The 23,125-nt window shown below is 69.0% G+C and carries 21 protein-coding genes; 9 read left to right on the forward strand and 12 right to left on the reverse strand.

The features are described 5' to 3' along the window. Positions 1-78: 78 nt before the first annotated feature. Entirely contained in the window at positions 79-663 is a 585-nt protein-coding gene (locus VEW47_08580; GenBank protein ID HYS05234.1) for a hypothetical protein, read from the forward strand. Here VEW47_08580 and VEW47_08585 read toward each other — a convergent pair. The 4 genes from VEW47_08585 to VEW47_08600 all read right to left on the reverse strand — a co-directional run bounded on the left by VEW47_08585 (position 623) and on the right by VEW47_08600 (position 7,444). Further along, positions 623-3,058: a hypothetical protein gene (locus tag VEW47_08585; GenBank protein ID HYS05235.1), complete on the reverse strand. Its 2,436-nt coding sequence runs from the start codon at positions 3,056-3,058 to the stop codon at positions 623-625. The genes VEW47_08580 and VEW47_08585 overlap by 41 nt on opposite strands. Then, positions 3,051-4,889, reverse strand: a complete 1,839-nt coding sequence (gene glmS / locus VEW47_08590) for a glutamine--fructose-6-phosphate transaminase (isomerizing) (protein ID HYS05236.1) — start codon at positions 4,887-4,889, stop codon at positions 3,051-3,053. The genes VEW47_08585 and glmS overlap by 8 nt, the downstream gene beginning before the upstream one ends. Positions 4,890-4,947: 58 nt before the next feature. Then, positions 4,948-6,336, reverse strand: a complete 1,389-nt coding sequence (gene glmU / locus VEW47_08595) for a bifunctional UDP-N-acetylglucosamine diphosphorylase/glucosamine-1-phosphate N-acetyltransferase GlmU (GenBank protein ID HYS05237.1) — start codon at positions 6,334-6,336, stop codon at positions 4,948-4,950. Positions 6,337-6,889: 553 nt separating this feature from the next. Further along, entirely contained in the window at positions 6,890-7,444 is a 555-nt protein-coding gene (locus tag VEW47_08600; GenBank protein ID HYS05238.1) for a tetratricopeptide repeat protein, read from the reverse strand. A gap of 156 nt (positions 7,445-7,600) precedes the next feature. Between VEW47_08600 and folK the strand changes: the two genes are divergently transcribed. The 4 genes from folK to panC all read left to right on the forward strand — a co-directional run bounded on the left by folK (position 7,601) and on the right by panC (position 10,637). Further along, positions 7,601-8,131, forward strand: a complete 531-nt coding sequence (folK, locus tag VEW47_08605) for a 2-amino-4-hydroxy-6-hydroxymethyldihydropteridine diphosphokinase (protein HYS05239.1) — start codon at positions 7,601-7,603, stop codon at positions 8,129-8,131. Positions 8,132-8,159: 28 nt separating this feature from the next. Beyond that, positions 8,160-8,819, forward strand: a complete 660-nt coding sequence (locus VEW47_08610) for a deoxynucleoside kinase (protein HYS05240.1) — start codon at positions 8,160-8,162, stop codon at positions 8,817-8,819. Between the two features lie 88 nt (positions 8,820-8,907). Then, positions 8,908-9,771 carry a 3-methyl-2-oxobutanoate hydroxymethyltransferase gene (panB, locus tag VEW47_08615; GenBank protein ID HYS05241.1) on the forward strand — a complete coding sequence of 288 codons (864 nt, stop codon included), beginning with the start codon at positions 8,908-8,910 and terminating at the stop codon, positions 9,769-9,771. Positions 9,772-9,785: 14 nt separating this feature from the next. Next, positions 9,786-10,637, forward strand: a complete 852-nt coding sequence (gene panC / locus VEW47_08620) for a pantoate--beta-alanine ligase (protein HYS05242.1) — start codon at positions 9,786-9,788, stop codon at positions 10,635-10,637. Here the strand turns inward: panC and coaE are convergent. From coaE to VEW47_08640, 4 genes are read right to left on the reverse strand one after another with little or no spacing between them, the layout of a single operon-like run. Then, positions 10,634-11,344: a dephospho-CoA kinase gene (gene coaE / locus VEW47_08625; GenBank protein ID HYS05243.1), complete on the reverse strand. Its 711-nt coding sequence runs from the start codon at positions 11,342-11,344 to the stop codon at positions 10,634-10,636. The genes panC and coaE overlap by 4 nt on opposite strands. After that, positions 11,341-12,273 carry a bifunctional 5,10-methylenetetrahydrofolate dehydrogenase/5,10-methenyltetrahydrofolate cyclohydrolase gene (locus tag VEW47_08630; GenBank protein HYS05244.1) on the reverse strand — a complete coding sequence of 311 codons (933 nt, stop codon included), beginning with the start codon at positions 12,271-12,273 and terminating at the stop codon, positions 11,341-11,343. The genes coaE and VEW47_08630 overlap by 4 nt, the downstream gene beginning before the upstream one ends. A 7-nt stretch (positions 12,274-12,280) precedes the next feature. Beyond that, positions 12,281-12,925 (reverse strand): hypothetical protein, encoded by a 645-nt coding sequence (locus VEW47_08635; protein ID HYS05245.1) that lies wholly within the window; start codon positions 12,923-12,925, stop codon positions 12,281-12,283. 52 nt (positions 12,926-12,977) lie between these two features. Then, positions 12,978-13,196 carry a hypothetical protein gene (locus VEW47_08640; protein HYS05246.1) on the reverse strand — a complete coding sequence of 73 codons (219 nt, stop codon included), beginning with the start codon at positions 13,194-13,196 and terminating at the stop codon, positions 12,978-12,980. A 213-nt stretch (positions 13,197-13,409) separates the two neighbouring features. Between VEW47_08640 and VEW47_08645 the strand changes: the two genes are divergently transcribed. From VEW47_08645 to VEW47_08660, 4 genes are all read left to right on the forward strand, one after another. Further along, complete coding sequence (locus VEW47_08645; protein HYS05247.1) at positions 13,410-14,591, forward strand: acetyl-CoA C-acetyltransferase; 1,182 nt, start codon at positions 13,410-13,412, stop codon at positions 14,589-14,591. Between the two features lie 8 nt (positions 14,592-14,599). Further along, positions 14,600-15,469: a 3-hydroxyacyl-CoA dehydrogenase NAD-binding domain-containing protein gene (locus tag VEW47_08650; GenBank protein ID HYS05248.1), complete on the forward strand. Its 870-nt coding sequence runs from the start codon at positions 14,600-14,602 to the stop codon at positions 15,467-15,469. After that, positions 15,466-18,546 (forward strand): DEAD/DEAH box helicase, encoded by a 3,081-nt coding sequence (locus VEW47_08655; GenBank protein HYS05249.1) that lies wholly within the window; start codon positions 15,466-15,468, stop codon positions 18,544-18,546. Before VEW47_08650 ends, VEW47_08655 begins: the two co-directional genes overlap by 4 nt. Positions 18,547-18,648: 102 nt before the next feature. Then, positions 18,649-18,924 (forward strand): HU family DNA-binding protein, encoded by a 276-nt coding sequence (locus tag VEW47_08660; protein ID HYS05250.1) that lies wholly within the window; start codon positions 18,649-18,651, stop codon positions 18,922-18,924. 323 nt (positions 18,925-19,247) lie between these two features. On the opposite strand, the gene mtaB is transcribed toward VEW47_08660, so the two are convergent. The 4 genes from mtaB to purD all read right to left on the reverse strand — a co-directional run bounded on the left by mtaB (position 19,248) and on the right by purD (position 23,026). Beyond that, entirely contained in the window at positions 19,248-20,774 is a 1,527-nt protein-coding gene (mtaB, locus tag VEW47_08665; protein HYS05251.1) for a tRNA (N(6)-L-threonylcarbamoyladenosine(37)-C(2))-methylthiotransferase MtaB, read from the reverse strand. Between the two features lie 2 nt (positions 20,775-20,776). Next, positions 20,777-21,331: a 5-(carboxyamino)imidazole ribonucleotide mutase gene (gene purE, locus VEW47_08670; GenBank protein HYS05252.1), complete on the reverse strand. Its 555-nt coding sequence runs from the start codon at positions 21,329-21,331 to the stop codon at positions 20,777-20,779. Between the two features lie 44 nt (positions 21,332-21,375). Beyond that, positions 21,376-21,633 carry a hypothetical protein gene (locus tag VEW47_08675; GenBank protein HYS05253.1) on the reverse strand — a complete coding sequence of 86 codons (258 nt, stop codon included), beginning with the start codon at positions 21,631-21,633 and terminating at the stop codon, positions 21,376-21,378. A gap of 106 nt (positions 21,634-21,739) precedes the next feature. Next, positions 21,740-23,026 (reverse strand): phosphoribosylamine--glycine ligase, encoded by a 1,287-nt coding sequence (gene purD, locus VEW47_08680; GenBank protein ID HYS05254.1) that lies wholly within the window; start codon positions 23,024-23,026, stop codon positions 21,740-21,742. Between the last annotated feature and the right edge of the window lie 99 nt (positions 23,027-23,125).

Below are 23,125 nucleotides of genomic sequence, written 5' to 3' on the forward strand. Positions count from 1 at the left end.
ACGCCGCGCGCGCGGTTGACGCCCGCCGGACGGGGAGGTAGTCTTCTCCCTCCTCCGTACGAGCAGCAAGGAGAACGCGTGGACCTGAAGGCCTCGACATCGTGCCTGTGCCTGCTTTTGCCCGCGCTGTCCCTGGCCGCCGACGGCGCGGCCCCGGTCCGCACCTACGATCTGCCGGGGCACGGGCGTCTCGAGTTCTCCGTCCCCGCGGCGTGGAAGGAGGAGATCAACCGGCCGCCGGGCGATCTGCCGCCGACCATCGAGTTCTCGCCCGCCGCGGGGAACGAGTTCTCGGTCCAGATCACGCCTCTGTTCAGCCCGGCCGGCGACCCGGATTACAACCAGATGAAGAAGATCCGTCCGCTGCTGGAGGAAATCGGACGCAAGCAGCTGGAGGCGTCGGTGGAGAAGGAGATCACTCTTCAGAAGATCAAGGGGGCCGAGGCGGCCGGGTACTACTTCACGGTCACCGACCGCGCGCCGAAGAAGGACGAGTGGACCTATCTGACGGAAGGAGCGGCGGGAGTCGGCGATCTGCTGGTGTCGTTCACCATCCTCACGAACAGCCTCGACTCCGGAGAGCTGCGCCAGGCTCTGCGTCTGATCGAAAGCTGCCGGCAGATCAAGCCGACCGACAAGCCGCAGGTCCCGCCCGGCCGGTGACCGGCCCGGACGCCGCATCGCGCGGGCGCCGCGCGAGCCAGGCCAGTCCAGAGAGACCCAGGACGGACAGGAAGAAGGACACAGCCAGTGGGCGCCGGTCCACCCACAGATCGACCCTGTGCCGCCCTGCCGGGACGTCGATCCCGATGCGGTGCAGATTGGCGACACGCACGGCCGCCCGGGTGCCGTCGACCGTCGCGCGGTAGATCGGCTGGAAGGCGCGCTGCACCACGAGCACGCCCGGGGCGGGAGCCTCGATCTCGGCCGCCAGCATCTCCGGACCGCTGATCAGCACGCGCGCCACGCCCGGCGCGCGCGCGTCCCCTTCCTCCGGGGCGGCCCGCCGGGGATCGGACGGAAGCACGACCATCGTGCGGGGATCGAACGAGGGATCCTCGATCTGCCTGACCGCCGCGTTGAGGTTCGGGGCGCGCAGGACTGTCCCGGCGACCACGAGCGCAGGTGCCGTGGCGGGGATCCGGTAGAGATCGATCGACCCGTCGAAGGAAGGACGGCGCAGGACCGGCTCGACCTGGCCGGCGGCCGCCGGGTCCAGCGGGCGATCGAGGACGAGATACCCGACGCCCCAGGCGGCCAGGAGGCGGATGCGGGCCGCGTCATCCGCCAGCCTGACGGCATCGCGGGCGGCGGTGCTCAGGAACGAGTCGAGCCCCTCCGACGAGACGTTGAGCTCGTAGCGGCGGCCCTGGAGAACGCCGGCGAACGGATACGCCTCCTGGAAGGCGCGCCGCGTGAACCAGAATCCCTCCGCCCCGGGGTAGATCCGCGGGGCCGGACTCCCCGACCCGAACAGCCCCTCGGATCCGCCGTGCGCCGCGGACGCATCGTCGGGGATGGCCCCCAGAAGCGCCGGCGGCGTCCGGTAGTTCACGGTGGCGTCCGTCGCCATGAGCGGCGCGAGCAGGACGATCTGCGTGGCGGCGTGGAGGGTGAGGAGGAGTGCTCCCCCCTCCTTCGGAAACCGCGCCGCCAGGACCGAAGCGAGCGCGAGAAGCGCCAGGAGGCCGATCGAGACCGTGGCGAGATCGGCCCAGCGCGTGACCGCCAGGGACGCGCTCCCGGGGGGCGACTGGGGCGGCAGGACTCCGGCCAGCCAGGACTCGAGCGGTCCGGACAGCCGCGCCAGCGCGAAGCGACCGGCAAGGAACGCGCCGGCCAGGACGCCCAGCGTCACGTGCAGGGTCCGCCGCGCGCCGGGAAGGGCTTCGAAAAAACAGCGCTCGAAGCCGATCCCGGCGAGCAGTGCGCCGCCCACCGCGACCAGGAGCCACATCCTGACCGGATAGCGCACCAGCCCGCCCGCGGACTCGAAGATCCAGGCCACCGCCGGGTTGAATCTCCCCAGCGCCAGGAAGAGGCCGGCCAGGACGAGCGCGAGCGGCCAGCGGGCCGAGCGGCCGCGGAGCGCCGCGGTCCCGAGTGCCAGCGCCAGCAGGCCGGGGTAGAGTGAAAAATAGTAAGGAGGATGGCCGGTGAAGAAGTGGTGCCCCCAGAACCCTCCGGCGCCGAGCCGATCCGGGCGGCCGAAGGCGAACGGCAGCAGCCACTCGGCCATCTGGCGGGGATCCCAGCTCGCGGCCATGCGGGCGCCGGACGAGTACCCGAGATGCCCCCGGTAGGACGAGCCGAGGATGCGCAGCAGCTCGACGATTTGCGGCGCCGCCATCAGGGTGCCGCAGGCGAGATAGAGCCCGAGCCGCGGCAGCGTCTTTCCGCGGAAGCCGTGGCGGATCGTCACGCCTCCGATCCCCAGGAGGAGCGCCAGGATGGCCATGAACGGCTCGCCGCCGAGCAGGAGCAGGGCCCAGAGGATCGCCACGGCCGGTCCGGTCAGTCGCCGCCGGTCTCCCTCCGCGAAGCGCAGGCAGCCGGCCGCCAGGGCGGGGGCGAGCGCTGCACCGGCGACCTGGTTGTAGAGCATCAGGTGCGACAGGACGTATCCGCTCAGGGCGTAGAAAGTCCCGGCGGCCCACGCGGCCTCGCGCCGCAGGCCCCAGGCGCGCGCCAGCCAGAACATGGAGAACGGGGCGAGCAGGAGATGAATCCAGAAATGGGCGTTCAGCGCCCAGAGAGTCGGGGCCGCGAGGTAGAGCAGGTTGTCCGGATAGAGCGGCACCGAGTCGGGGTTTCCGAGCGCCGGCTGCCCGCCGGCACGGTACGGATCGATCAGCGGCAGGAGGCCGCGGCGCATCCCCTCCGACTGCGCGGCCTTCATCTCCAGGTGCGTGCCGAGGATGTCTCGCAGGTAGAGCGTGCGCGCTCCGGTCGCCAGGGGGAGCGCGCGGATCACCAGGACCAGGAGCACCGGGAGGACGTAGAGCGCAACGAAAAGAGGTCGGTGGCGGGGGGACGGCGCGGCTGCGCCGTTATTCAACGGTGACCGACTTGGCGAGGTTGCGAGGCTGATCCACGTCGCAGCCGCGCCTCAGGGCGATGTGATAGGCGAGGAGCTGCAGGGGGATGACGGCCAGGATGGGGGTCAGCAGGTCGGAGGCGCGCGGCACCGTGATCGTGCGGTCGGCGCGGCGCGGCACCTCGGTGTTCCCCTCGTCGGTCACCGCGATGATGGCGCCGTCGCGCGCCCGGGCCTCCTCGATGTTGGCCATCATCTTCTCGTAGAGCGTGTCGCCGAACACCAGCGCCACGACCGGCAGGTTGCGGTCGATGAGCGCTATCGGACCGTGCTTCATCTCGCCCGCCGGGTACCCCTCGGCGTGGATGTAGGAGATCTCCTTCAGCTTCAACGCCCCTTCCAGCGCGATCGGGTAGTTGAGCCCCCGTCCCAGGTACAGGAAGTCGGGCGCCCGGAAGTAATCCTTGGCGATCTCCTCGATCTCGGCGTCCTTCGCGAGCACCTGCTCGATCTGCGTCGGAAGGTGCAGCAGTCCCTTGATGTGCTCCTTCGACTCGTCGCGGGTCAACGTCCCCCGCAGGAGGCCCAGGTGCAGCGCCTGCAGGAACAGGGCGGCGATCTGAGCCGTGAACGCCTTGGTCGAGGCCACGCCGATCTCCGGTCCGGCGTGCGTGTAGATCACTCCCTGGGCTTCGCGCGTGATCATGGAGCCGACGACGTTGCAGACGGCGATCGTCTTGAGGCCGCGGGCGCGCGCCTCGCGTTGCGCCGCCAGGGTGTCGGCCGTCTCGCCGGACTGGCTGATCACCTCGACCAGGTGATCCTTCTCGAGGATCGGGTTGCGGTAGCGGAACTCCGAGGCAAAATCGACCTCGACCGGCAGCCGCGCCAGGCGCTCGATCAGGAACTTGCCCACGAGCGCCGCGTGCCAGGAGGTCCCGCACGCGACCAGGTGGAGCTTCCTGCACGCGCGAAACTCCTCGTCGGTGATCTCCATCTCGTCGAGGAAGATCTGCCCGCTCTCCTGCGAGACCCGTCCCAGAAGGGTGTCGCGGATCGCGCGCGGCTGCTCGTAGATCTCCTTCAGCATGAAATGCTTGAAGCCGGCCTTCTCCGCCATGATCGGATCCCAGGTGATGCGCTGGGTCTTCTTGCTGACGGGCCGGCCCTGCTGATCCGTGGTCACGACGCCGCTCTCGGTGATCACCGAGATCTCCCGATCGTCCAGGAAGAAGACGTCGCGCGTGTGGTGCAGGATGGCCGGGATGTCGGAGGCCACGAAGTACTCGTCCTTGCCCAGGCCCACGACGAGGGGCGGACCGTTGCGCGCCGCCACGATCTTCATCGGGTCGTTCGCCGACACGGCGCAAAAGGCATAACTGCCCGAGAGGCGCGGAACCGCGCGCCGGACGGCGTCCTCGAACGACATGCCGGAGCCCTTGCGGACCTCTTCGATGAGGTGGGCGATGACCTCCGTGTCGGTTTCGGTCTTGAACGCGTGACCCTGGGCGGCCAGGTCCCGCTTCAGATCCTTGTAGTTCTCGATGATGCCGTTGTGGACCACGACGAGAGTGCCGCTGCAGTCGCGGTGCGGATGGGCGTTCTCCTCGGTCGGGCGGCCGTGCGTGGCCCAGCGCGTGTGGCCGAGCCCGAACGTCCCTTCGATCGTGGTGAGCCTGAGGTTCTCTTCCAGGTCGCGCAGCTTCCCGGCGCTGCGCACGACCTGGATGGAGCCGCCGTTGACGACCGCGATGCCCGCCGAGTCGTAGCCGCGGTACTCCAGCCGGCGCAGCCCGTCCAGCAGAACGGTGCTGACCCGCTTGTGGCCGATGTACCCGACGATCCCGCACATGACGCACTCCACTATAAGTCCGGGCCGCGCGCGCCGCAAATCGGGATTCGACCGGCTCCTAGCCCTTCTCCCTTTTTCTGCGCGCCACGGGACTGAAACGCTTCGCCCAGTCCTCCTTGATGACCTGTTCGGAGCGCGAGATCGCCAGGGCGTGGGAGGGGACGTCCTTGGTGATGGTCGAGCCCGCGCCGACGTAGGCCCCCCGCCGCACGCGCACGGGGGCCACGAGCTGGGTATCGCTGCCGATGAAGACTTCGTCCTCGATGACCGTTCGCAGCTTCTGGACGCCGTCGTAGTTGCAGGTGATCGTGCCGGCGCCGATGTTGACGCTCCTGCCGATCTCCGCGTCTCCCAGATAGGTGAGGTGGTTCGCCTTGCTCCCCTGGCCCATGTGGATCTTCTTGGTCTCGACGAAGTTCCCGATGCGGGCCTGCTCGTCGAGGTGGGTGTCGGGACGCAGGTGGGCGAACGGGCCGATGCGACAGGCGCGTCCGATGCGGGACGACGACACGACGCAATACGGCAGGAGAATGGTGCCGTCCCCCACGACCGAATCGTCGACGCGCGAACCCATCCCGATCGTCACCCCCCGGCCGATCTCGGTCGCGCCGAGGAGCATGACACCCGGCTCGAGGACCGTGTCCTGCCCGACCTTCACGTCCACGTCGACGAAGGTGGTCTCCGGATCGAGCACCGTGACCCCCGCTTCCATCAGGCCCAGCACCTTGCGCCGGTGCAGGGCGCGGGCGGCGGCGGACAGCTCGCGCCGGTCGTTGACGCCGAGCACCTCCTCGGCCTCCGGGTGCCGGAAGGCGGCCACCTTGTGACCGTCGCGCCGCAGGATCTCCACCAGGTCGGTCAGGTAGATCTCCCGCTGCGCGTTGTCGGCGCGCGCCCGCTTGAGAGGGTCCCACAGCCAGGTGGTGTCGACGCAGTAGATGCCGCAGTTGATCTCCTTGATCGCTTTCTCCTCCACCGTTGCGTCCGCTTCCTCGACGATGCGGGACACGTCTCCGTTGTAGGTGCGGATGACCCGGCCGTAGCCGCCCGGGACATCGACGACCGCGGTCATCAGGCTGAGGGGCGCCCCCGAGGCGCGATGGAAATCCACGAACCTGTGCAGCGTGTCCGGCCGCAGCGCGGGCAGATCGCCGTTGAGAATGAGCACGTCCCCCTCGTAGCCGAGGAGGTGCCCCTCGGCGGAGAGGACCGCATGCCCGGTGCCGCGCTGGGAGTCCTGATAGGCGAATCCGATCCGCTTGTCGGTCTCACCGACGGCGCGGCGCACCTCGTCCGCCTGGTTGCCCACCACGACGACGGTTCTGGACATGCCGGCCGCCCTCGCGGCCTCCACCACGTGGCGCACCATCGGCCGCCCGGCGACGTTGTGGACGAGCTTGGTGGACTGCGACTGCATCCTTTTCCCCATCCCCGCGGCGAGGATCATGGCGCACACCTGGCGCTTGCGCGGTGCCGTCGCGGTCCGCCGCGGCGGACGGCGGTCGATCGAGGACGCGGGGGCCGCGGAGGAGGCGACCGGCCGGAAAGTCTGCAGCCCGGCTGAGGGTCTCGGCGGTGCGTTGGCGGCGGACGCGGGTTGCGGGCGGCCGGGCGCTGGTGTCGCGCGCGCGAGGGCGGCGCCGGGACCGTTGCCCGGTGTGGCCGGCCCGGTCGGACGATTCTCGGCGACGCCTGGACGGCCCGGCGGAGCGCCCGGCCGCTGGAACGTCGCGGGCGTCGTCACGATGATCGGCGTGCCGCCGCGCGGCAGAATCCGGGTCGCCGCTGTCGCGGGCGGCTGCGGACGCCCGGGGCCCGCTGACGCGACCGCGCGCGCCGGCTTCCGGCGGGAGGCGGACGAGCGGGCAGCACGGCGACGCCTGGCCCGGATCGCCCGCGTGGGGCGGGCGGGGCGGGCCCTTCTCCGTCTGTTCGCCGGCCGATGCCGGCGCTCGCGTGGACCGCCCTTGCGCTTCGTGCTCATCACCCGATGCCGCGTCCTAGAGCTCCTCCGGGTGGATCAGGTTCTGAAAATTTTCGTCGTCGCGCAGGGGCTCGAAATCGGGATCGTTGCGCGCGTAGATCCGGTTGGTGGTGTTCAGCTCGATCGCCTCGCGCAGGTGCTCGAGCGCCTCCCGGCGCTCTCCTTTCAGAGCCAGCGTCGAGGCCAGGACGTAGTGCACCTTCTCGTCCTTGGGAGCCGCCTGGAGAGCCTTCTCGAGGAGGCGGACCGCCTCTTCGTAGTCGGCCTCGTTCGCCCGGATGACCCCGTGGTAGAAGAAGTCCTCCGGCTTCCGCGGCTGAGGGTCCTTGCTGTCGAGCAGATTGCGGCAGATCCTCAGATAGACGTTGGCGCGATCGGTGAGCTCCTTCTCCTGGGGGAAGGAGCCGACGATCGCCTGGAAGCGCTCCAGGGCCTCGGAGTAGCTCTGCTTCTGGAGAAGGGTCACGCCGCGCTCGAACTCCTTCAGCGCCTTCTCGTGGATCATCCACGTGTTCGTGGGAGCAGTCCTCGCCGGCGTCTTGGTGATCTTCTTTGCTGGTGCCTTCTTCATTTCGTTAGCCCGTCCTGCCGGGAACGTCCCGGGTGGATTGGCCGCCAACACCGCGGCGCGTCAAGTTGGGAGTCATCGGAAGAGAAAAATGATTTGCAAACTGTCGATGCTAGCAAATGCTATCTTTAACTGTCAACGCGTGTTCGGAGCGCCGGGATGCCGACGAGATTGATCTTCATCGGTCTCGGCTCGAACCAGGGAGACCGTTCAGGTCACCTGGGGAGGGCTATCGAGGCCCTCCACGGGCGGGGTCTGGGTACCCTCCTGGTTTCCTCGCTCTACCGGACGGATCCAGTGGAAGTCATTGACCAGGAAGAGTTTCTCAATCAGGTGGTGGGTTGCGAGACGGCCCTCTCCCCGGAGCAAATCCTGGAAGTCTGCCTTCTCGCCGAACAGTCGATGGGGCGGCAGCGAACGCGCGACAAGGGTCCGAGACGCATCGATCTCGACCTCCTTCTCGCGGGGGAGGATGTCCGGGAGGAGGCCGCATTGAAGGTGCCGCATCCGAGGATGCATCTCAGACGCTTCGTTCTCGTCCCCCTGGTGGAGATCGCCCCCGCCGCCTGGCACCCGGTGCTCAGGACGACCGCCGCGGAGCTGCTCCGCATCTGCCCCGATCGGTCGCGCGTGGAGCGTCTCGACGCGCCCGCCCGGGAGTCCGAGGAGGGGCCGGACTTCCTGTTATAATGCGCGGCTCTCAAAGGGTCGTGGACGGATGAATTTCAAGTTCATCGCTGTCGAAGGGCCCATCGGAGTCGGCAAGACGAGTCTCGTCGATCTCCTGGCCGAGCGTTTCGATGCCGCCAGGGTCCTCGAGAAGGTCGAGAACCCGTTCCTGCACGATTTCTATCAGGACCGCCCCGGTGCCGCCTTCCAGTGCCAGCTGTTCTTCCTCCTGAACCGCTTCCGCCAGCAGCAGGAGCTCGCGCAGGGGCGTCTGTTCCAGAAGACCCTCGTCTGCGATTACATCTTCGCCAAGGACAAGATCTTCGCGTACTTGAATCTGGATGACTCCGAGCTCATGCTCTACGAGAAGCTGTACGGGGTCCTGGAGCCGCAGGTGCCGCACCCCGACTTGGTCATCTACCTGCAGGCCCGGGACACGGTGCTGATGGAGCGTCTCCGGTCGCGGCGGAGGGATTACGAGCGCGAGATCTCGGAGGCGTATGTCGGCGAGCTGAACCGCGCGTACAATTATTTCTTCTTTCACTACAACCGGACGCCGCTCCTGGTCATCGATACGTCGGAGATCGATTTCGTGAAGAGCCGCGACGACCTGGAGGAGCTGTTCCGGCAGATCGAGACGATGCAGAGAGGGGTGCAGTACTACATCCCGCTCGGATCCCAGAAGGGACCGGGACTGGCGCGCGCGTAGGCCGGCTCCCCCCTCGCATCGGCAGCGCAACGTAGCGTTCGATTCCCTCGACCGGCCGCACCCGCGCCGGAGGGGAGAAGGAGGTCCGATGACCCGTCCGTCCGTCACTCCACCCACACGCATCACCGTCCCTGAGGTGCGCGCCGCCCGTGCGGGCGGCCGCAGGATCGTCATGCTGACCGCCTACGATTACCCGACCGCGCGCATCCTGGACGCCGCCGGTATCGACATCCTCCTCGTCGGCGACAGCCTGGGGAACACCGTCCTCGGCTACGAGAGCACGCTGCCGGTCACCATGGAGGAGATGCTCCACCACACCCGCGCCGTGGCGCGGGCGGCCCGGCGCGCCCTCGTGGTCGGCGACATGCCGTACCTGTCGTTCCAGACCGGCAGGCGCGACGCGATCAGGAACGCCGGCCGGTTCCTCAAGGAGGGGGGCGCCGCGGCGGTGAAGATCGAGGGAGGGCGCAAGAGGGCCGACCTGGTGAGGGCTCTCCTCGACGCAGAGATCCCGGTCATGGGTCACATCGGTCTGACACCGCAGTCGGTGCACCTGATGGGCGGCTACCGCGTCCAGGGGAAGAAGGTGGACGAGGCCCGCGTCCTGGTGGACGATGCCGTGGCCCTGGAGGAGGCCGGCGTCTTCGCGCTCGTCCTCGAGGGGATGCCCGAGAACGCCGGGCGCGCGATCACCGAAGCGGTCTCCATCCCGACCCTGGGCATCGGAGCCGGACGCTTCTGCGACGGCCAGGTGCTGGTGTTCCACGATCTCGTGGGCCTGGGTGAAGGCACGCCGCCGAAGTTCGCGAGGCGCTACGCGAGGATCGGCGACGAGATCGCCGCGGCGGTCGGGCGCTTCATCGCCGACGTGCGGGACGGATCGTTCCCCTCCGAGGCCGAGATCTACTCCGCTCCGGCGGTGGTGGACCAGCGCCAGGCCGGACGATCGTAGGGCACGCACCCCCCATGGTGATCAGCGCCACGGTCGCGGACCTGCGCAGGTTCACGAAAGCCGCCCGCGCCGCGGGAAAAAGGATCGGGCTGGTGCCCACGATGGGTGCGTTGCACCGAGGCCACCTGTCTCTGATCGAGCGGGCCCGCGCCGAGTGCGACGCGGTCGTGGTGTCGATCTACGTCAATCCCCTGCAATTCGGGCCTCAGGAGGATTACCGCGCCTACCCGCGCGATCGGAAGCGCGACGAGGAGCTCCTGCGCGCGGCCCGGGCCGACGTCCTGTTCGTCCCCGGGGACGAGGAGATCCATCGGCCGGGGCACCGGACCCGCGTGGAGGTGGAGAGGATGCAGGACGTCCTGTGCGGCAGGAGCCGCCCGGGCCATTTCCGGGGCGTGACCACCGTGGTCATGAAGCTGCTGGCGATCGTCGGCCCCGACGTCGCCTTCTTCGGAGAGAAGGACGCGCAGCAGCTGAGAATCGTCCGGCGCATGGCGCTCGACCTTCACCTGGAAGCCCGGATCGTCTCCTGTCCCACCGTGCGCGAGGAGGACGGTCTCGCCCTGTCGTCGCGGAACGCCTACCTCGGCCCGGAGGAGAGACGCGCCGCCCCGGTGCTGTACCGGTCCCTCCGCTCCGCGGCCGCGGCGTTTTGTGCCGGCGAGTCCGGCGCCGGGCGCCTGGTCGACGTGGCGCGCGGAGCGATCGCCGCCGAGCCGCTCGCGCGTCTCGACTACGTCGAGGCCGTGGACGGGGAGACTCTCGAGCCGCTCACGGTCGCCCGTGCCGGGACCCTCATCGCCGCGGGCGCCTGGTTCGGCCGCGCGCGCCTGATCGACAACGTCACGCTTTCGATGGATGTCTAGATCGCCTCGGAGAGCGCCTGGAGGTCCAGCTGCAGGTGGCGGAAGACGGCGCGGGCGCGCGTTTCCGTGGCGGCGTGGCCGGGCGTGGTGTCGATCGCGTAGTGGGCGACCTTGAGCTTCTCCTTCGTGTCGATCTGGACCGCGATGCGCGCGCGCGCCTCGTCCTCGGCCAGACCGTCGCGCTTGATGATGCGATCGAGCTGGACCTCGGCGCCGCAGTGGACCACTACGACGCGGTGGTAATCGCGGTAGAAGCCGGTCTCGATGAGAAGCGCGGCGTTACTGACCGCGATGCGTCCCTGTCCGGTGTCGGCGAGGAGCTCGACCAGGTTCGCCTCCTCCTTGCGGATCAGAGGGTGCAGGATCGATTCGAGCTCTGCCCGCCTTTCGGGATCGGAAAAGATGATGCGGCCGAGCCGGGAGCGGTTGATGCTGCGATCCGGATTCAGGATCGCCTCGCCGAACACCCGGGCCACCGGCTCGTAGGCGGGGCCGCCGGTCTCGACCAGGCGATGGGCGATCTCGTCCGCGTCCAGGATGGTCGCCCCCAGGGTGGCGAAGATGCGCGCCACGGTCGATTTCCCGGTGGCGATGCCGCCCGTGAGGCCGACCCGCAGCACGAACGGCTTGGATCGCACCACGGCGGGGTCGCGCCCCTGGCCGAACGGCAGCGAGGCCCCCGGCGGCAGATCGGATCCCTGGGTCATCGGCCGGCCGGCCGGCGGCGCAGGCGCGCCGCGCGCAGCGTGTTCCGCAGCAGGCAGGCGATCGTGAGAGGGCCGACCCCCCCCGGCACCGGCGTCAGGAAGGCCGCGCGCTCGGCGGCTTCGACCGGATGCACGTCCCCGACCAGGGTGTACCCGCGTTCGCGCACCTGCCGAACGCGCGGAGAGTCGGCCCCGAAGATCGAGGCCGCGGCCCCGGCGTCGTCCAGCCGGTTCACGCCCACGTCGATCACCGTCGCCCCCGGCTTGATGTGCTCCCCCCGGAGGAAGGCGGGGCGGCCGATGGCCGCGATCAGGAGATCGGCCCGCGCGGTGAACGAGGCCAGGTCCGGTGTCTTCGAGTGGCACACGGTCACGGTGGCGTCGCGCTGCGTCAACAGGATGCTGATCGGCCGCCCCACGATCTCGCTGCGGCCGACGACGACGGCGTGCAGGCCGGCGACGGGCAGGCGGCTGCGTTCGAGCAGGTCGATGATCCCCGCGGGTGTGCAGGGCACGGGCGCGTCCAGCTTCATGAGCAGCCGGCCGGCGTTGAGCGGATGCAGGCCGTCGACGTCCTTCCCGGGATCCAGTCCGAGCAGGACCGCCATCCGGTCGAGCCCGCGCGGCAACGGGAGCTGCACCAGGATCGCGTCGATGTCGGGGTCGTCGTTGAGCAGCCGGATGCGGTCCAGGAGCCGGTCCTGGCCGATCGTGGCCTCGAGACGCACCGCGTCCGATCGGATCCCCACCTCGGCGCTGGCGGCGACCTTGTTGCGCACGTAGACCTGCGAGGCGGGATCGTCCCCGACCAGGACGGCGGCCAGGCGCGGGGCCCGGCCGGTGGTCGCCTTCAGATCGGCGACCTCGCGGGCGACCTCGGCCCGGATCGCCCGGGCCACGGCCGCCCCATCGAGGCATTGCGCCGGCACGTTGGCGTCACTCCTTCGAAGGCTGCTTGTGGAAGTTGAACGACACGGTGCGCGTCTCGGTGCCGATCTGCAGGAAGGAAAAGTGCAGCTGCAGATCCCTCCACTTCGCGGGGAACGGACCGAACACCAGGAGACGCTCCAGGCTCGTGCCCCGCGCGATGGTCGTGCCGCTGTCGAAGACGATCGGCGCGAGGCGATCGAAGACCCGCTCCGGGTCGGAGAGTCCGGCCATCTCGGCGCCGCGGTACAGATCGGTCAGGTCGACCGGGAAGTCCTGGGTCTTCCGATCCGTGAGGAGCACGACGTTCTTGGGCTGAAACTGGACGTCGGAGCCGGACCGGTTGTTGAAGGAGACCCGGAAGGCGTTGTACATCTCGGGCCGGCCGGGACGGACCGCGAACGGGTCGGGCATCGCGGGGGCCATCGCTCGGACGAACGCGGCGCGTGCGCCGGGCTCCAGATATTCCACGGCGATCGTCATCTCGCCGAGCGCCGCGCGGGCCACGGGATTGCCGGCTCCGGCCTTGACGTCCTTTCTGGAGTAGACCCCGGCCAGCACGCGGTAGGAGTCGGTATCGCGCGGCGCCGCCAGGGCGTACACGCCGGCGGCGACAGCCAGCAGCGCGAGGACGGCAGGGGGCACGCGGCGCATGGGGCGCTACGTTAACATACTGGGCGCCGCGGCGGAGCGGGGAGCGGGCGCGTCAGTGGTTGGTTTCGATGATCTTCGGCGATGCCTTGATGATGAAGACTTCTTCGCTGCCGTCCGGATTGATCTTGACCACCCGGTGCAGGAGGACGCGCTTGTTGTCCTTCACGGCCACGATGCTGTTGACGAAGATGTCTTCCGCGAGCGGCTCGTCCTTCGCCGAGGGGGAAACACGGGGCTTCAGCGGCTTGACGTTCCAGCCATGCAACTTCATCGACGTCTCCTCCCTGCGGCATCGGCCGCGCCGTGCGTGACGAGGAAAGCGAAAGCACTGTTTATATACTGGATCATCCCCTTCCAGTCAAGCACGGGATTCGTAAACAAATCCTTACAGTTCTGTCGCTTCGATGAAGTCAAGTCGTCCCCGGCCGCCTCTCCACCGCGGTGCATTTGATATACTGCGCGAACCATCCTCGGGAGGTTCGCCGTGAGCAAGGCGGTCATCGCCAGCGCCTGCAGGACGCCCCTCGGAAAATTCCTCGGTTCCCTGAAGGGGCTCCAGGCGACCGATCTCGGGGCCCTGGTCGTGAGGGAGTCGGTGACGCGCGCGGGGATCCGTCCGGAGGACGTCGAAGAGGTCATCATGGGGAACGTCCTGTCGGCGGGACTGGGGCAGAACCCGGCGCGCCAGGCGGCGATGAAGGCCGGATTGCCGGTGACGGTCCCCGCCCTGACGGTGAACAAGGTGTGCGGCTCCGGGTTGAAGGCAGTCTCCCTGGCCGCCCAGGCGATCCGGGCGGGGGACCATCACATAGTGGTCGCGGGCGGCATGGAGTCGATGAGCAACGCTCCGTATCTTCTCAAGGGGGGTCGCGAGGGGCTCAGGCTGGGCCATGGCGAGCTGATCGACTCGATGATCTCCGACGGCTTGTGGGACGTCTACGAGAACTTTCACATGGGCTGCTGCGGCGAGGCGGTGGCGGAGACCTACGGCATTCCCCGGCAGGCGCAGGACGAATACGCCCTGGGAAGCCACCGCAAGGCGATTGCCGCCATCGAGGCGGGAAAGTTCAAGGCGGAAATCGTGGCCGTGCAGATCCCCCAGAAGAAGGGGCCGCCCGTGGTCTTCGACACGGACGAGGGGCCGCGACGGGACACCACCGTGGAGGCCCTGGCGCGTCTCAAGCCCGCTTTCAAGGAGGGGGGGACGGTCACGGCTGGAAATGCGCCGGGAGTGAACGACGGGGCCGCGGCGCTCGTGGTGATGTCGGAAGAGCGGGCGGCGAAGGCGGGGCGCAAGCCGCTGGCGGAAATCGTCTCCTACGCCTCGAGCGGTATCGCTCCGAAGATGGTCATGATGGCGCCGATCGAGGCGGTCCGGAAGACCCTCGAGAAGGCGGGTTGGAAGACGGAGGACGTGGATCTCTTCGAGCTGAACGAGGCCTTCTCCGTCCAGGCCGTGGCCCTGCTGAGCGAGCTGAAACTGCGGCCGGAACGGGTGAACGTCAACGGGGGCGCCGTCGCCCTGGGGCACCCGATCGGCTGCAGCGGCGCCCGGGTGCTGACCACTCTGCTCTACGCCCTGGCGGACAGGAAGGCACGACGCGGGGTCGCGGCGCTCTGCCTGGGCGGCGGCAACGCCGTGGCCATGGCCGTGCGCCTCCTCTGATGGAACGCGTGACCCTGCGCACGATTGGTGTCGTCGGGTCGGGCCAGATGGGGCGGGGGATCGCCCAGGTCGCGGCCCAGTCGGGATTCGACGTCCTGCTGCACGACCAGGACACGACCGCCCTCGACGCGGCCCGGACGTTCATCGATTCCAGCCTGAAGCGTCTGGTGGAGAAGGGAAAGCTTCCCGAACGGGCCCGGGCCGAGACGCTCGACAGGATCCGCGCTGTGGCCGAGCCGGGAGCCTTCTCGGCCGTCGATTTCGTGATCGAGGCGGTCAGCGAGAGGCTGGAGGTCAAGACGAGGGTGTTCGCGGCGCTCGACGCCGCCTGCCGGACCGGCGTCATCCTGGCGAGCAACACGTCCTCTCTCTCGATCACGAAGATCGCCTCGGCGACGCGCCGCCCCGAACGCGTCATCGGCATGCACTTCATGAACCCCGTTCCGGTCATGGAGCTGGTCGAGATCGTCGCCGGCCAGGCGACGTCGGAGGGGACGCTGGAGACGACGCGCGATCTCGCGAAGGCCCTCGGCAGGACGCCGGTCACGGCGCAGGACTACCCCGGCTTCATCAGCAACCGCGTCCTGATGCCGATGATCAACGAGGCCATCTACGCCCTGTACGAGGGTGTCGGCGGCCGCGACGACATCGACGCCGTCCTGCGCCTCGGGATGCGCCACCCGATGGGGCCGCTGGCCCTGGCGGATTTCATCGGACTGGACACCTGCCTGGCGATCCTGGAGATCCTGCAGCAGGGATTCGGCGATCCAAAATACCGACCCTGTCCGCTGCTGCGGCGGATGGTGGACGCGGGCCACCTGGGCAGGAAGTCGGGGCGCGGCTTCTACGAATACGGCCCGGAAGGGGCACCGCGGTGAGGGCGCCTGCGCGCCTCGCGACGTCCGTGAGCGAGAAGGATCCCTCCCCGGCCCTCTCCTCCTTCATCGAGAGGATCAGGCGGTCCGAAAAATTCGGCGACGACGTCGTCTTCGGCGCCTCTGTCCCGGCCGTGGACCCCTCGTACGCCCTCCTGTCCTCCCCCCTTCCCGCGGCGCTGGACCTGGCCCTTCACGACCTGGGGATCCTCAGGCTCTACAGCCACCAGGCCGACGCGATCGACAGGGTGCGGTCGGGGGAGGACGTCCTCACCGTCACTCCGACGGCCAGCGGCAAGAGCCTGGTCTACCTCCTGCCGACCCTCGAAACCGTCCTGAAGACGCCGGGGGCCCGGGCGCTCTACCTTTTCCCTTACAAGGCCCTGGCGCAGGACCAGCTGCAGGGGATCGCCGAGCTCGCGGATGCCGTGGCGCGCCACGGCGGCGTCGTTCCCGGCGCCAACGGGCTGCCGGGCACCGGTCGGCCGGTCGTGGCCGCGATCTACGACGGGGACACCCCCGACTCGCGACGCCGGAAGATCAAGGCCGATCCTCCGGACATCCTGATCACCAATCCCGACATGCTGCATCTCGGGATCCTGGCGCACCACCACGACTGGCGTCTTCTGTTCGAGAACCTGTCGTACGTGGTGTTGGACGAGCTGCACGTCTACCGGGGGATCTTCGGATCGCACCTGCATCACATCCTGAAGCGCCTGCTGCGCGTGGCGGAGCACTACGGAAGCCGGCCGCGTTTCATCGCGTCCTCCGCCAGCATCGCCAACCCGGGAGGGTTGGGCGAGGCGCTGACGGGTCGCCGGTTCGCCGTGGTGGATCGGAGCGGCGCGCCCCGGGCCGAGCGGCACCTCCTGTTCCTGAACCCGCGCGGCAGCCCGTACACCGCCGCGACGCAGCTGCTCGCCTGGTCGCTCGACGAGGGGTACCGCGCGATCGCCTTCACCAAGGCGCGCAAGATCACGGAGCTCCTGCATTCGTGGCTCCTGCAGGGATCGCCCCGCCACGCCCCGCGCGTGAGCGCCTACCGCTCCGGCTACCTCCCCGAGGAGCGCCGCGAGATCGAGCGCCGTCTGTTCTCGGGCTCGCTGCAGGGGGTCATCTCGACGAGCGCCCTCGAGCTGGGCGTGGACATCGGCGGTCTCGACGTGTGCCTGCTCGTCGGGTACCCGGGAAGCGTGGTCTCCACCTGGCAGCGGATCGGCCGCGTCGGACGGGAGGACCGCCCGTCCCTGACCGTGCTCGTCGGCATGCCGGACGCGCTCGACCAGTACTTCATGACGAATCCGGAGGAGCTTCTGAAGCGCGGTTTCGAGGAGGTCGTCTTCGACCCGAACAACCCGATCATCGCGCGGGCCCATCTGTTGTGCGCCGGCGCCGAGCTGCCCCTCGAGGAACCGCGCGACCGGCAGGCGTACGGGCCCCTGTTTTCCCTGGTGCAGGACCTCGAGCGCGAGGGCGCCCTGGCGCGCGACGCGAACGGCGATCGCTGGTTCACGCTGCGCCGCCGTCCGCAACGCGACATTTCGCTGCGGTCGATCGGCGCCACCTACACGATCGTCGACGAAGCGGCCGATCGCGTCATCGGCACCATCGACGCGGTGCGGGCGTTCCACGAGACGCACGCGGGGGCCGTCTACCTGCACCGCGGGCAGCAGTACCTGGTGCGCGAGCTCCTGATCGAGGCGCGTCGCGTCCGCGTCGTCCCCGTGGACGTCGACTACTACACCGAAGTGCGCGGCGAGAAGGAGACCGAGATCCTGCAGGTCCTGCAGGAGAAGCGGGATCGGGGGATCGACGCGCGCCTCGGGACGATCCAGGTCACCGAGGAGCTGACCGGGTACGAGAAACGGCGGCTGTTCGGGCGCGATCGGCTCGGACTGTTCGACCTCGACCTGCCGCCCCTGACCTTCGAGACGGTCGGTCTGTGGATCACGCTGCCCGACGTCGTGCGCGATCGGGTCGTCGCGAGCGAAGGCCACTTCATGGGCGGGATCCACGCCCTGGAGCACGCCCTGATCTCCCTTTTTCCGCTTCTGGCGATCTGCGACCGGGGCGACATCGGCGGGATCTCCTATCCGCTGCATCCCCAGATCGGACGCTCCGCCATCTTCATCTACGACGGACACCCGGGAGGGGTCGGACTCGCGGCCAGGGGGTTCGAGGGAATCGCCGACCTCCTCGGCCGGACCGCAGCGCTCCTGCGCACCTGTCCGTGCGCATCGGGCTGTCCGTCGTGCATCCAGTCCCCGAAGTGCGGCAACGGCAACAACCCGCTCGACAAGCGGGCGGCGCTTCTCATCGCCGAGGCCCTCCTGCAGGACGGCCCGCGGCCCGAGGAAGCGCCGTCCGGTCCGCCCGTCACGAGGCGGGCGCCCCCGGCACCCGGCGCCCGGCGCACGCAGACCCCGGCCCCGCGCGCGGAGACACCGTCCGGACGCGCGCCGCTGCGTCTCATGGGCGGAGGCTTCGAGTACGAGCCGCTCCCGACACCCGCGCGGCGCGGGTCGGGCGGGGCCGCTCCCGGACAGGAGCTGACGCTGTTCCTGGACGTCGAGACGCAGAAGAGCGCAGAAGAGGTCGGCGGCTGGCAGAACGTCGCCGACATGAAGCTGGCGCTGGCGGTCACCTACAACGCGATCACCTCGCAATTCAAGACCTACGCCGAGAAGGACGTCGACCGCCTGCTGCTCGACCTGGTGATGGCCGACCGCGTGATCGGCTACAACATCGACCGCTTCGACATGGCGGTTCTGAAGGCGTACACGCAATGGAACCTGGCGCGCGTCCGGACCTTCGACATGCTCGCCGACATCTACCGCAAGCTGGGTTTCCGCCTCAAGCTCGGCGATCTCGCCGGCGCGACCCTCGGCGTCGGCAAATCGTCCGACGGACTTCAGTCGCTGAAGTGGTGGAAGGAGGGGCGGGTCGATCTCATCGAACAGTACTGCCGGCGCGACGTCGAGGTGACGCGCGACGTGTTTCTCTTCGGGACGAGGAACGGCTACGTCCTGTATCGCGACCGGGACGACCGGCAGCTCAGGCTGCCCGTCGACTGGAAATAGACCCCGTTCCTTGATCCTCGTCCCAGGGGTGTGATAGAAAGCCCCGATTCTCGCCCCCCGAGAGCCGATCCTTAATCGACGTCACACTAGGGAGACATCGGCATGACCCGGACGGACTTGATCGAAGCGATCGCGCAGGAGACCGGCACCGACAAGCAGCAGGCCAAGACGTTCCTCGAGGGATTCACGCGCCTGGTCGAGCGGGAGATGAAGAACGAGGGAGACGTGCCGCTCGCAGGCTTGGGAAAATTCAAGGTCATGAAACGCCAGGCCCGCGTCGGCCGCAACCCGGCGACCGGGGAACCGATCCAGATCCCCGCCAAGACGGTCGTGAAATTCACCGTCGCCAAGGCGCTCAAGGATCTCATCAAGAAGTAGGCCCCGGTATCGAGGCCTTCGACAGGCCGCGCTCTCCCGGCCGCCCCGGGGGGACTGGTCGCGAGGCGGAAGACGTGAACGGGACCGGGATTCGCGGCCTGATCCAGGACCTCTACCTGCAGGACCTGGTCCTGGCGCTTTACGGTGTCTACGCCGCCAGACTGCGCGATCCGGACGGGACGAAGGCGATCGAGACCTACCTGCGGGCCGAGCGGGATCGGCGGAACAGGATCGAACGGTTGCTCGTCGCGCGCGGCGCCCCGATCACTCCCGGGGTGCGCTCCCTGTTCGCCGCCGCCGGCGGTCTCTATGGCCGGCTCACCTCACTCCTCGGCAGCCGCGTGATGCTGCGTATCGCGCTCTCCGCGAGCCGGCGCGCCTCCCGGCGCGCCTGCGCCCTCCTGGGTGATCCGGCCAGCCCCGAGCTGGTCTATCTCTCGACGCTGCGCGCCCGCAACGAGGGGACGTTGGTCGACGAACTGCGCCAGCATCTGATCGATACGGCGAAGCGCCGGCGGTGACGCGATCGTGCCGAGCGTGTCCTGGTCCGTCGCGTCGGTGATGCGGACGGGAAGCAGGCGGTTCATCAGTGCTGTGGGGTCGCTCCCCTCGTAATCGGATCCCAGATCGATGAAGTTGTCCGTCAGCGCCCGCAGGCGCCCGTCCGGCCGGACCCCGCGAAACGTCAGCGACGACCTCATCCGGCCCAGGAAGGATCGGCGGAAGCGGAGCGAAAGGTCGCGACCGAGCCCACGCAGCCGCGCGCTGCGGTCCTTGATCACCTCCGGACGGAGAGGGTCGGCCCGGGCGGCGGCCGCCGTGCCCGGTCGGGGGGAATACGAGAAGACGTGCAGGTAATTGAGAGGCGAGGCCTCGATGAACCGAAGGGTCGTCTCGAATTCGGCGTCGGTCTCGCCGGGAAAGCCGACGATCACATCGGCGCCCAGGGCGATCCCCTCCACCCGGTGGCGGAGGTCCAGGACGACGCGCGCGTAATCGGCCGCGCGGTAGGGACGGCGCATGCGCCTCAGCACACTGTCGCAGCCGCTCTGCAGGGGCACCTGCAGGTGGGGCACGACGCGACCGCCGCAGCCGGCGAGGAGCTCGACGAGGCCGGGTGTGACCGTCCGCGGCTCGAGCGAGTTGAGGCGGAGGCGTCCGAGCCCCTTCACCTCGATCGCCCGCTCGAGAAGCCCTTCCAGGTCGAGCGCCGGGTCCAGGTCCTTGCCGTAGTCGCCGGTGTTCACCCCGGTGAGCACGATCTCACGGAAGCCGGCGTCGACGAGCCGCGCCAGTCTCTCGAGCACGATGCGGGGCGGCACGCTGCGACTCGACCCCCTCACCGACGGGATGATGCAGTAGGAGCAGCGCAGGTCGCAGCCGTCCTGCACCTTGAGGAGGGCGCGCGTGCGATCGCCAGCGGCCGTCTCCGGCTCGCACCCTTCCGTCGTCCCCTGCGGGCCGAGGTCGAGCTCGATGTGCCGGCGGTCGATCCCGAGTGCGGCGGCGACCAGGGCCGGCACTGTTTCCTCCTGCTCCCTCAGGGGAACGACGTGATCGATGCCGGGGACGGTCTTCAGACCATGCGGATCCCTCTCGGCGTAGCACCCGGTGGCGATGAGGAGCGCTTGCGGGTTGGCGCGGCGCAGCCGGCGCGCGATCTGGCGCGCCTCGCGGTCGGCATGGGCCGTGACCGTGCAGGTGTTGAGGATCACGACGTCGGCTCCCGCGGCAGGACCCTCCTCCGCGGGGGCACGCCGCAGCCCCAGGAGGCGCAGGCGCGCCTCGAGGGCCGCCGAATCGGCCTGGTTCAGCTTGCAACCCAGTGTGACGATGCGGTAGGTCGGCACGGTCAGGAGGTCTGCGGCGACCGGGACTTCAAGTCGCGGTTCTTCTCGCGGACCTTCGCCGCGAGCCGCTCCTTGAAGCCCTGCAGGAGCCGCCGCAGCTCCGGGTCCGAGTTCGCCAGGATCTGGGCGGCGAAGATGCCGGCGTTCGAAGCGCCGGACTTGCCGATGGCCATGGTCGCGACGGGCACGCCGGCGGGCATCTGCACCGTCGACAGGAGCGAGTCGAGACCCTGCAGAGACGAGGAAGGGAGCGGCACGCCGATGACCGGCAGGGTGGTGTGCGCGGCCACCACGCCCGCGAGGTGCGCCGCGTGGCCGGCGCCGAGGATGATCGCGCCGATGCCACGGCCGATCGCCGTGCGCGCCAGCTCCGCCGTCTCGTCGGGGGTCCGGTGCGCGGAGGTGATGTCCACGTCGTACGGAATGCCGAACTCCCTCAGGACCTTCAAGGTCTCCTCCATGACCGGCAGATCGCTGTCGCTTCCCATGGCGATCCACACCTTGAGACGCGAGCGGGCGGGCGGTACGGCAGCCTTGCTTCGGCGTTGCTTGGCCAAGGGACCCTCCCTTCAGGGGAGGTGATTCTAGCAGAGGGGAGCGGTCAGGCGGCGGAGTGCGGAAGGGCGGGACGGAGAGGCTCGGCGCATTCGCAGCGTTCGAGAGGACGATTGCAGGCGAAGCAGAAGCCGTTGCGGGCAAAAAAATCGGCCATCTCCTCCTGCCACGCGTCGATGAATCCCATCTTCTCGTAATCCGCCATGTCGCTCATCTCGAGGAGCAGACGGATGTTCTCGCGCGACTGGTGGTAGACGCGCAGCAGCTCGAAAATCTCCTTCTTCCTGCGGGCGGCGAGACCCACGTCCGGGCTCCTTTGCGAGGACACGCCACGATGGTAGCACGCTCCCGGCGGCGTCTCAAACGTCTCGGGGGTGGGGATGCGGAGCACGTACAGCAGGCCGGAACCGTCAGCCCGACTGCCCCTCGAGAGCGTCCTGCGCGATGTCGGCGCGCAGCTGCTTGCCGTCGAACTGGATGGCCGAGGCGGCGGCGTAGCAGCGGTCGCGGGCCTGCGCGAACGTGGCGCCGACTGCGGTGACGGTGAGCACCCGTCCGCCGGCGGTCACGAACTTGCCGTCCTTCACGGCGGTGCCGGCGTGGAACACCTCCACCCCGTCCAGGGCCGCGGCCGAGTCGACCCCGGTGATCGGACGGCCGCTCTCGGGCTTCTCGGGATAGCCGCGCGCCGCCATGACCGCGCACACCGATCGCGCCTTCAGCCACTCGATCGTGACCTCCTCGAGGCGGCCGGCCAGGGTCGCCTGCAGGATCGGCACGATGTCGCTCTTCATGCGCACCGCGATGAGCTCGGCTTCGGGATCTCCGAACCGGGCGTTGTACTCCAGGACGCGCGGCCCGGACTTCGTCAGCATCAGCCCGACATAGAGGATCCCGCAGTACGGTCGTCCCGCCTCGGCAAGCCCGGCCACGGTCGGCACCAGGACGTCATCCATGACCTGCTTGAAGGTGTCCGCGTCGATGTGCACGGACGGCGAATACCCACCCATGCCGCCCGTGTTCGGGCCGGCATCCCCCTCGAGGAGGCGCTTGTAGTCCTGGCAGGTGACCAGCGGCAGGACGCGCTGCCCGTCCGACAGGGCGAAGAAGGAGGCCTCGTGCCCCTCCAGGAACTCCTCGACCACGATGCGATCGCCGGCGACGCCGAACCGGCGCTCGACCTGCAGGATCTCGATCGCCTGCTCCGCCTCCTTTTTGTCCCGCGCCAGGATCACGCCCTTGCCTCCGGCCAGCCCGTCCGCCTTCAGGACGACCGGATAGCCGTTCTTCCGCTTCTTCAGGAGGGCGCGGGTCTCGCCGGCCGAGACGGAGACGTCGAAGCGGCCGGTGGGGATCTTGTGCGTCTTCATGAACTCCTTGGCGAACACCTTGCTCGATTCGATCTCCGCGGCCGCCTGGGTGGCGCCGAAGATCGCCAGGTCGCGCTTCTGGAACTCGTCGACGATGCCCAGGGCGAGCGGCAGTTCCGGGCCCACCAGGGTCAGGTCGATGCGGATCTTTTCCGCGAAGTCCGCCAGCTCGACGATGGACGACGGATCGATCGGGACACGGTCGGCGAGCTTCGCCATGCCGACGTTGCCGGGAGCGCAATACAGCTCCTTGACCGAAGGGCTGCCGCGGAGTTTCCAGCAGAGGGCGTGCTCGCGGGCGCCATTTCCGACGACGAGGACCTTCATTCCCGCCTGGATCCTGAGCGAAGAGGGCCGCGGAGATGGGAAACGGCGCCGCGACGTTCGAGCCCCGCGACGCCGCGTCAGGCCGGCGTCCCAGGAATG

The sequence above is a fragment of the Candidatus Dormiibacterota bacterium genome (assembly GCA_035635555.1).
Taxonomy (GTDB): domain Bacteria; phylum Acidobacteriota; class Polarisedimenticolia; order Gp22-AA2; family Gp22-AA2; genus Gp22-AA3.

What these genes read in the sequence shown, in the direction of transcription:
- VEW47_08635 (HYS05245.1), bottom strand. Translation starts at nt 12,925, where the DNA reads ATGCGCCGCGTGCCCCCTGCCGTCCTCGCGCTGCTGGCTGTCGCCGCC.
- coaE (HYS05243.1), bottom strand. Translation starts at nt 11,344, where the DNA reads ATGACCCAGGGATCCGATCTGCCGCCGGGGGCCTCGCTGCCGTTCGGC.
- purD (HYS05254.1), bottom strand. Translation starts at nt 23,026, where the DNA reads ATGAAGGTCCTCGTCGTCGGAAATGGCGCCCGCGAGCACGCCCTCTGC.
- panC (HYS05242.1), top strand. Translation starts at nt 9,786, where the DNA reads ATGGTGATCAGCGCCACGGTCGCGGACCTGCGCAGGTTCACGAAAGCC.
- VEW47_08660 (HYS05250.1), top strand. Translation starts at nt 18,649, where the DNA reads ATGACCCGGACGGACTTGATCGAAGCGATCGCGCAGGAGACCGGCACC.
- glmS (HYS05236.1), bottom strand. Translation starts at nt 4,889, where the DNA reads ATGTGCGGGATCGTCGGGTACATCGGCCACAAGCGGGTCAGCACCGTT.
- folK (HYS05239.1), top strand. Translation starts at nt 7,601, where the DNA reads ATGCCGACGAGATTGATCTTCATCGGTCTCGGCTCGAACCAGGGAGAC.
- panB (HYS05241.1), top strand. Translation starts at nt 8,908, where the DNA reads ATGACCCGTCCGTCCGTCACTCCACCCACACGCATCACCGTCCCTGAG.
- glmU (HYS05237.1), bottom strand. Translation starts at nt 6,336, where the DNA reads ATGATCCTCGCCGCGGGGATGGGGAAAAGGATGCAGTCGCAGTCCACC.
- VEW47_08600 (HYS05238.1), bottom strand. Translation starts at nt 7,444, where the DNA reads ATGAAGAAGGCACCAGCAAAGAAGATCACCAAGACGCCGGCGAGGACT.
- VEW47_08610 (HYS05240.1), top strand. Translation starts at nt 8,160, where the DNA reads ATGAATTTCAAGTTCATCGCTGTCGAAGGGCCCATCGGAGTCGGCAAG.
- VEW47_08640 (HYS05246.1), bottom strand. Translation starts at nt 13,196, where the DNA reads ATGAAGTTGCATGGCTGGAACGTCAAGCCGCTGAAGCCCCGTGTTTCC.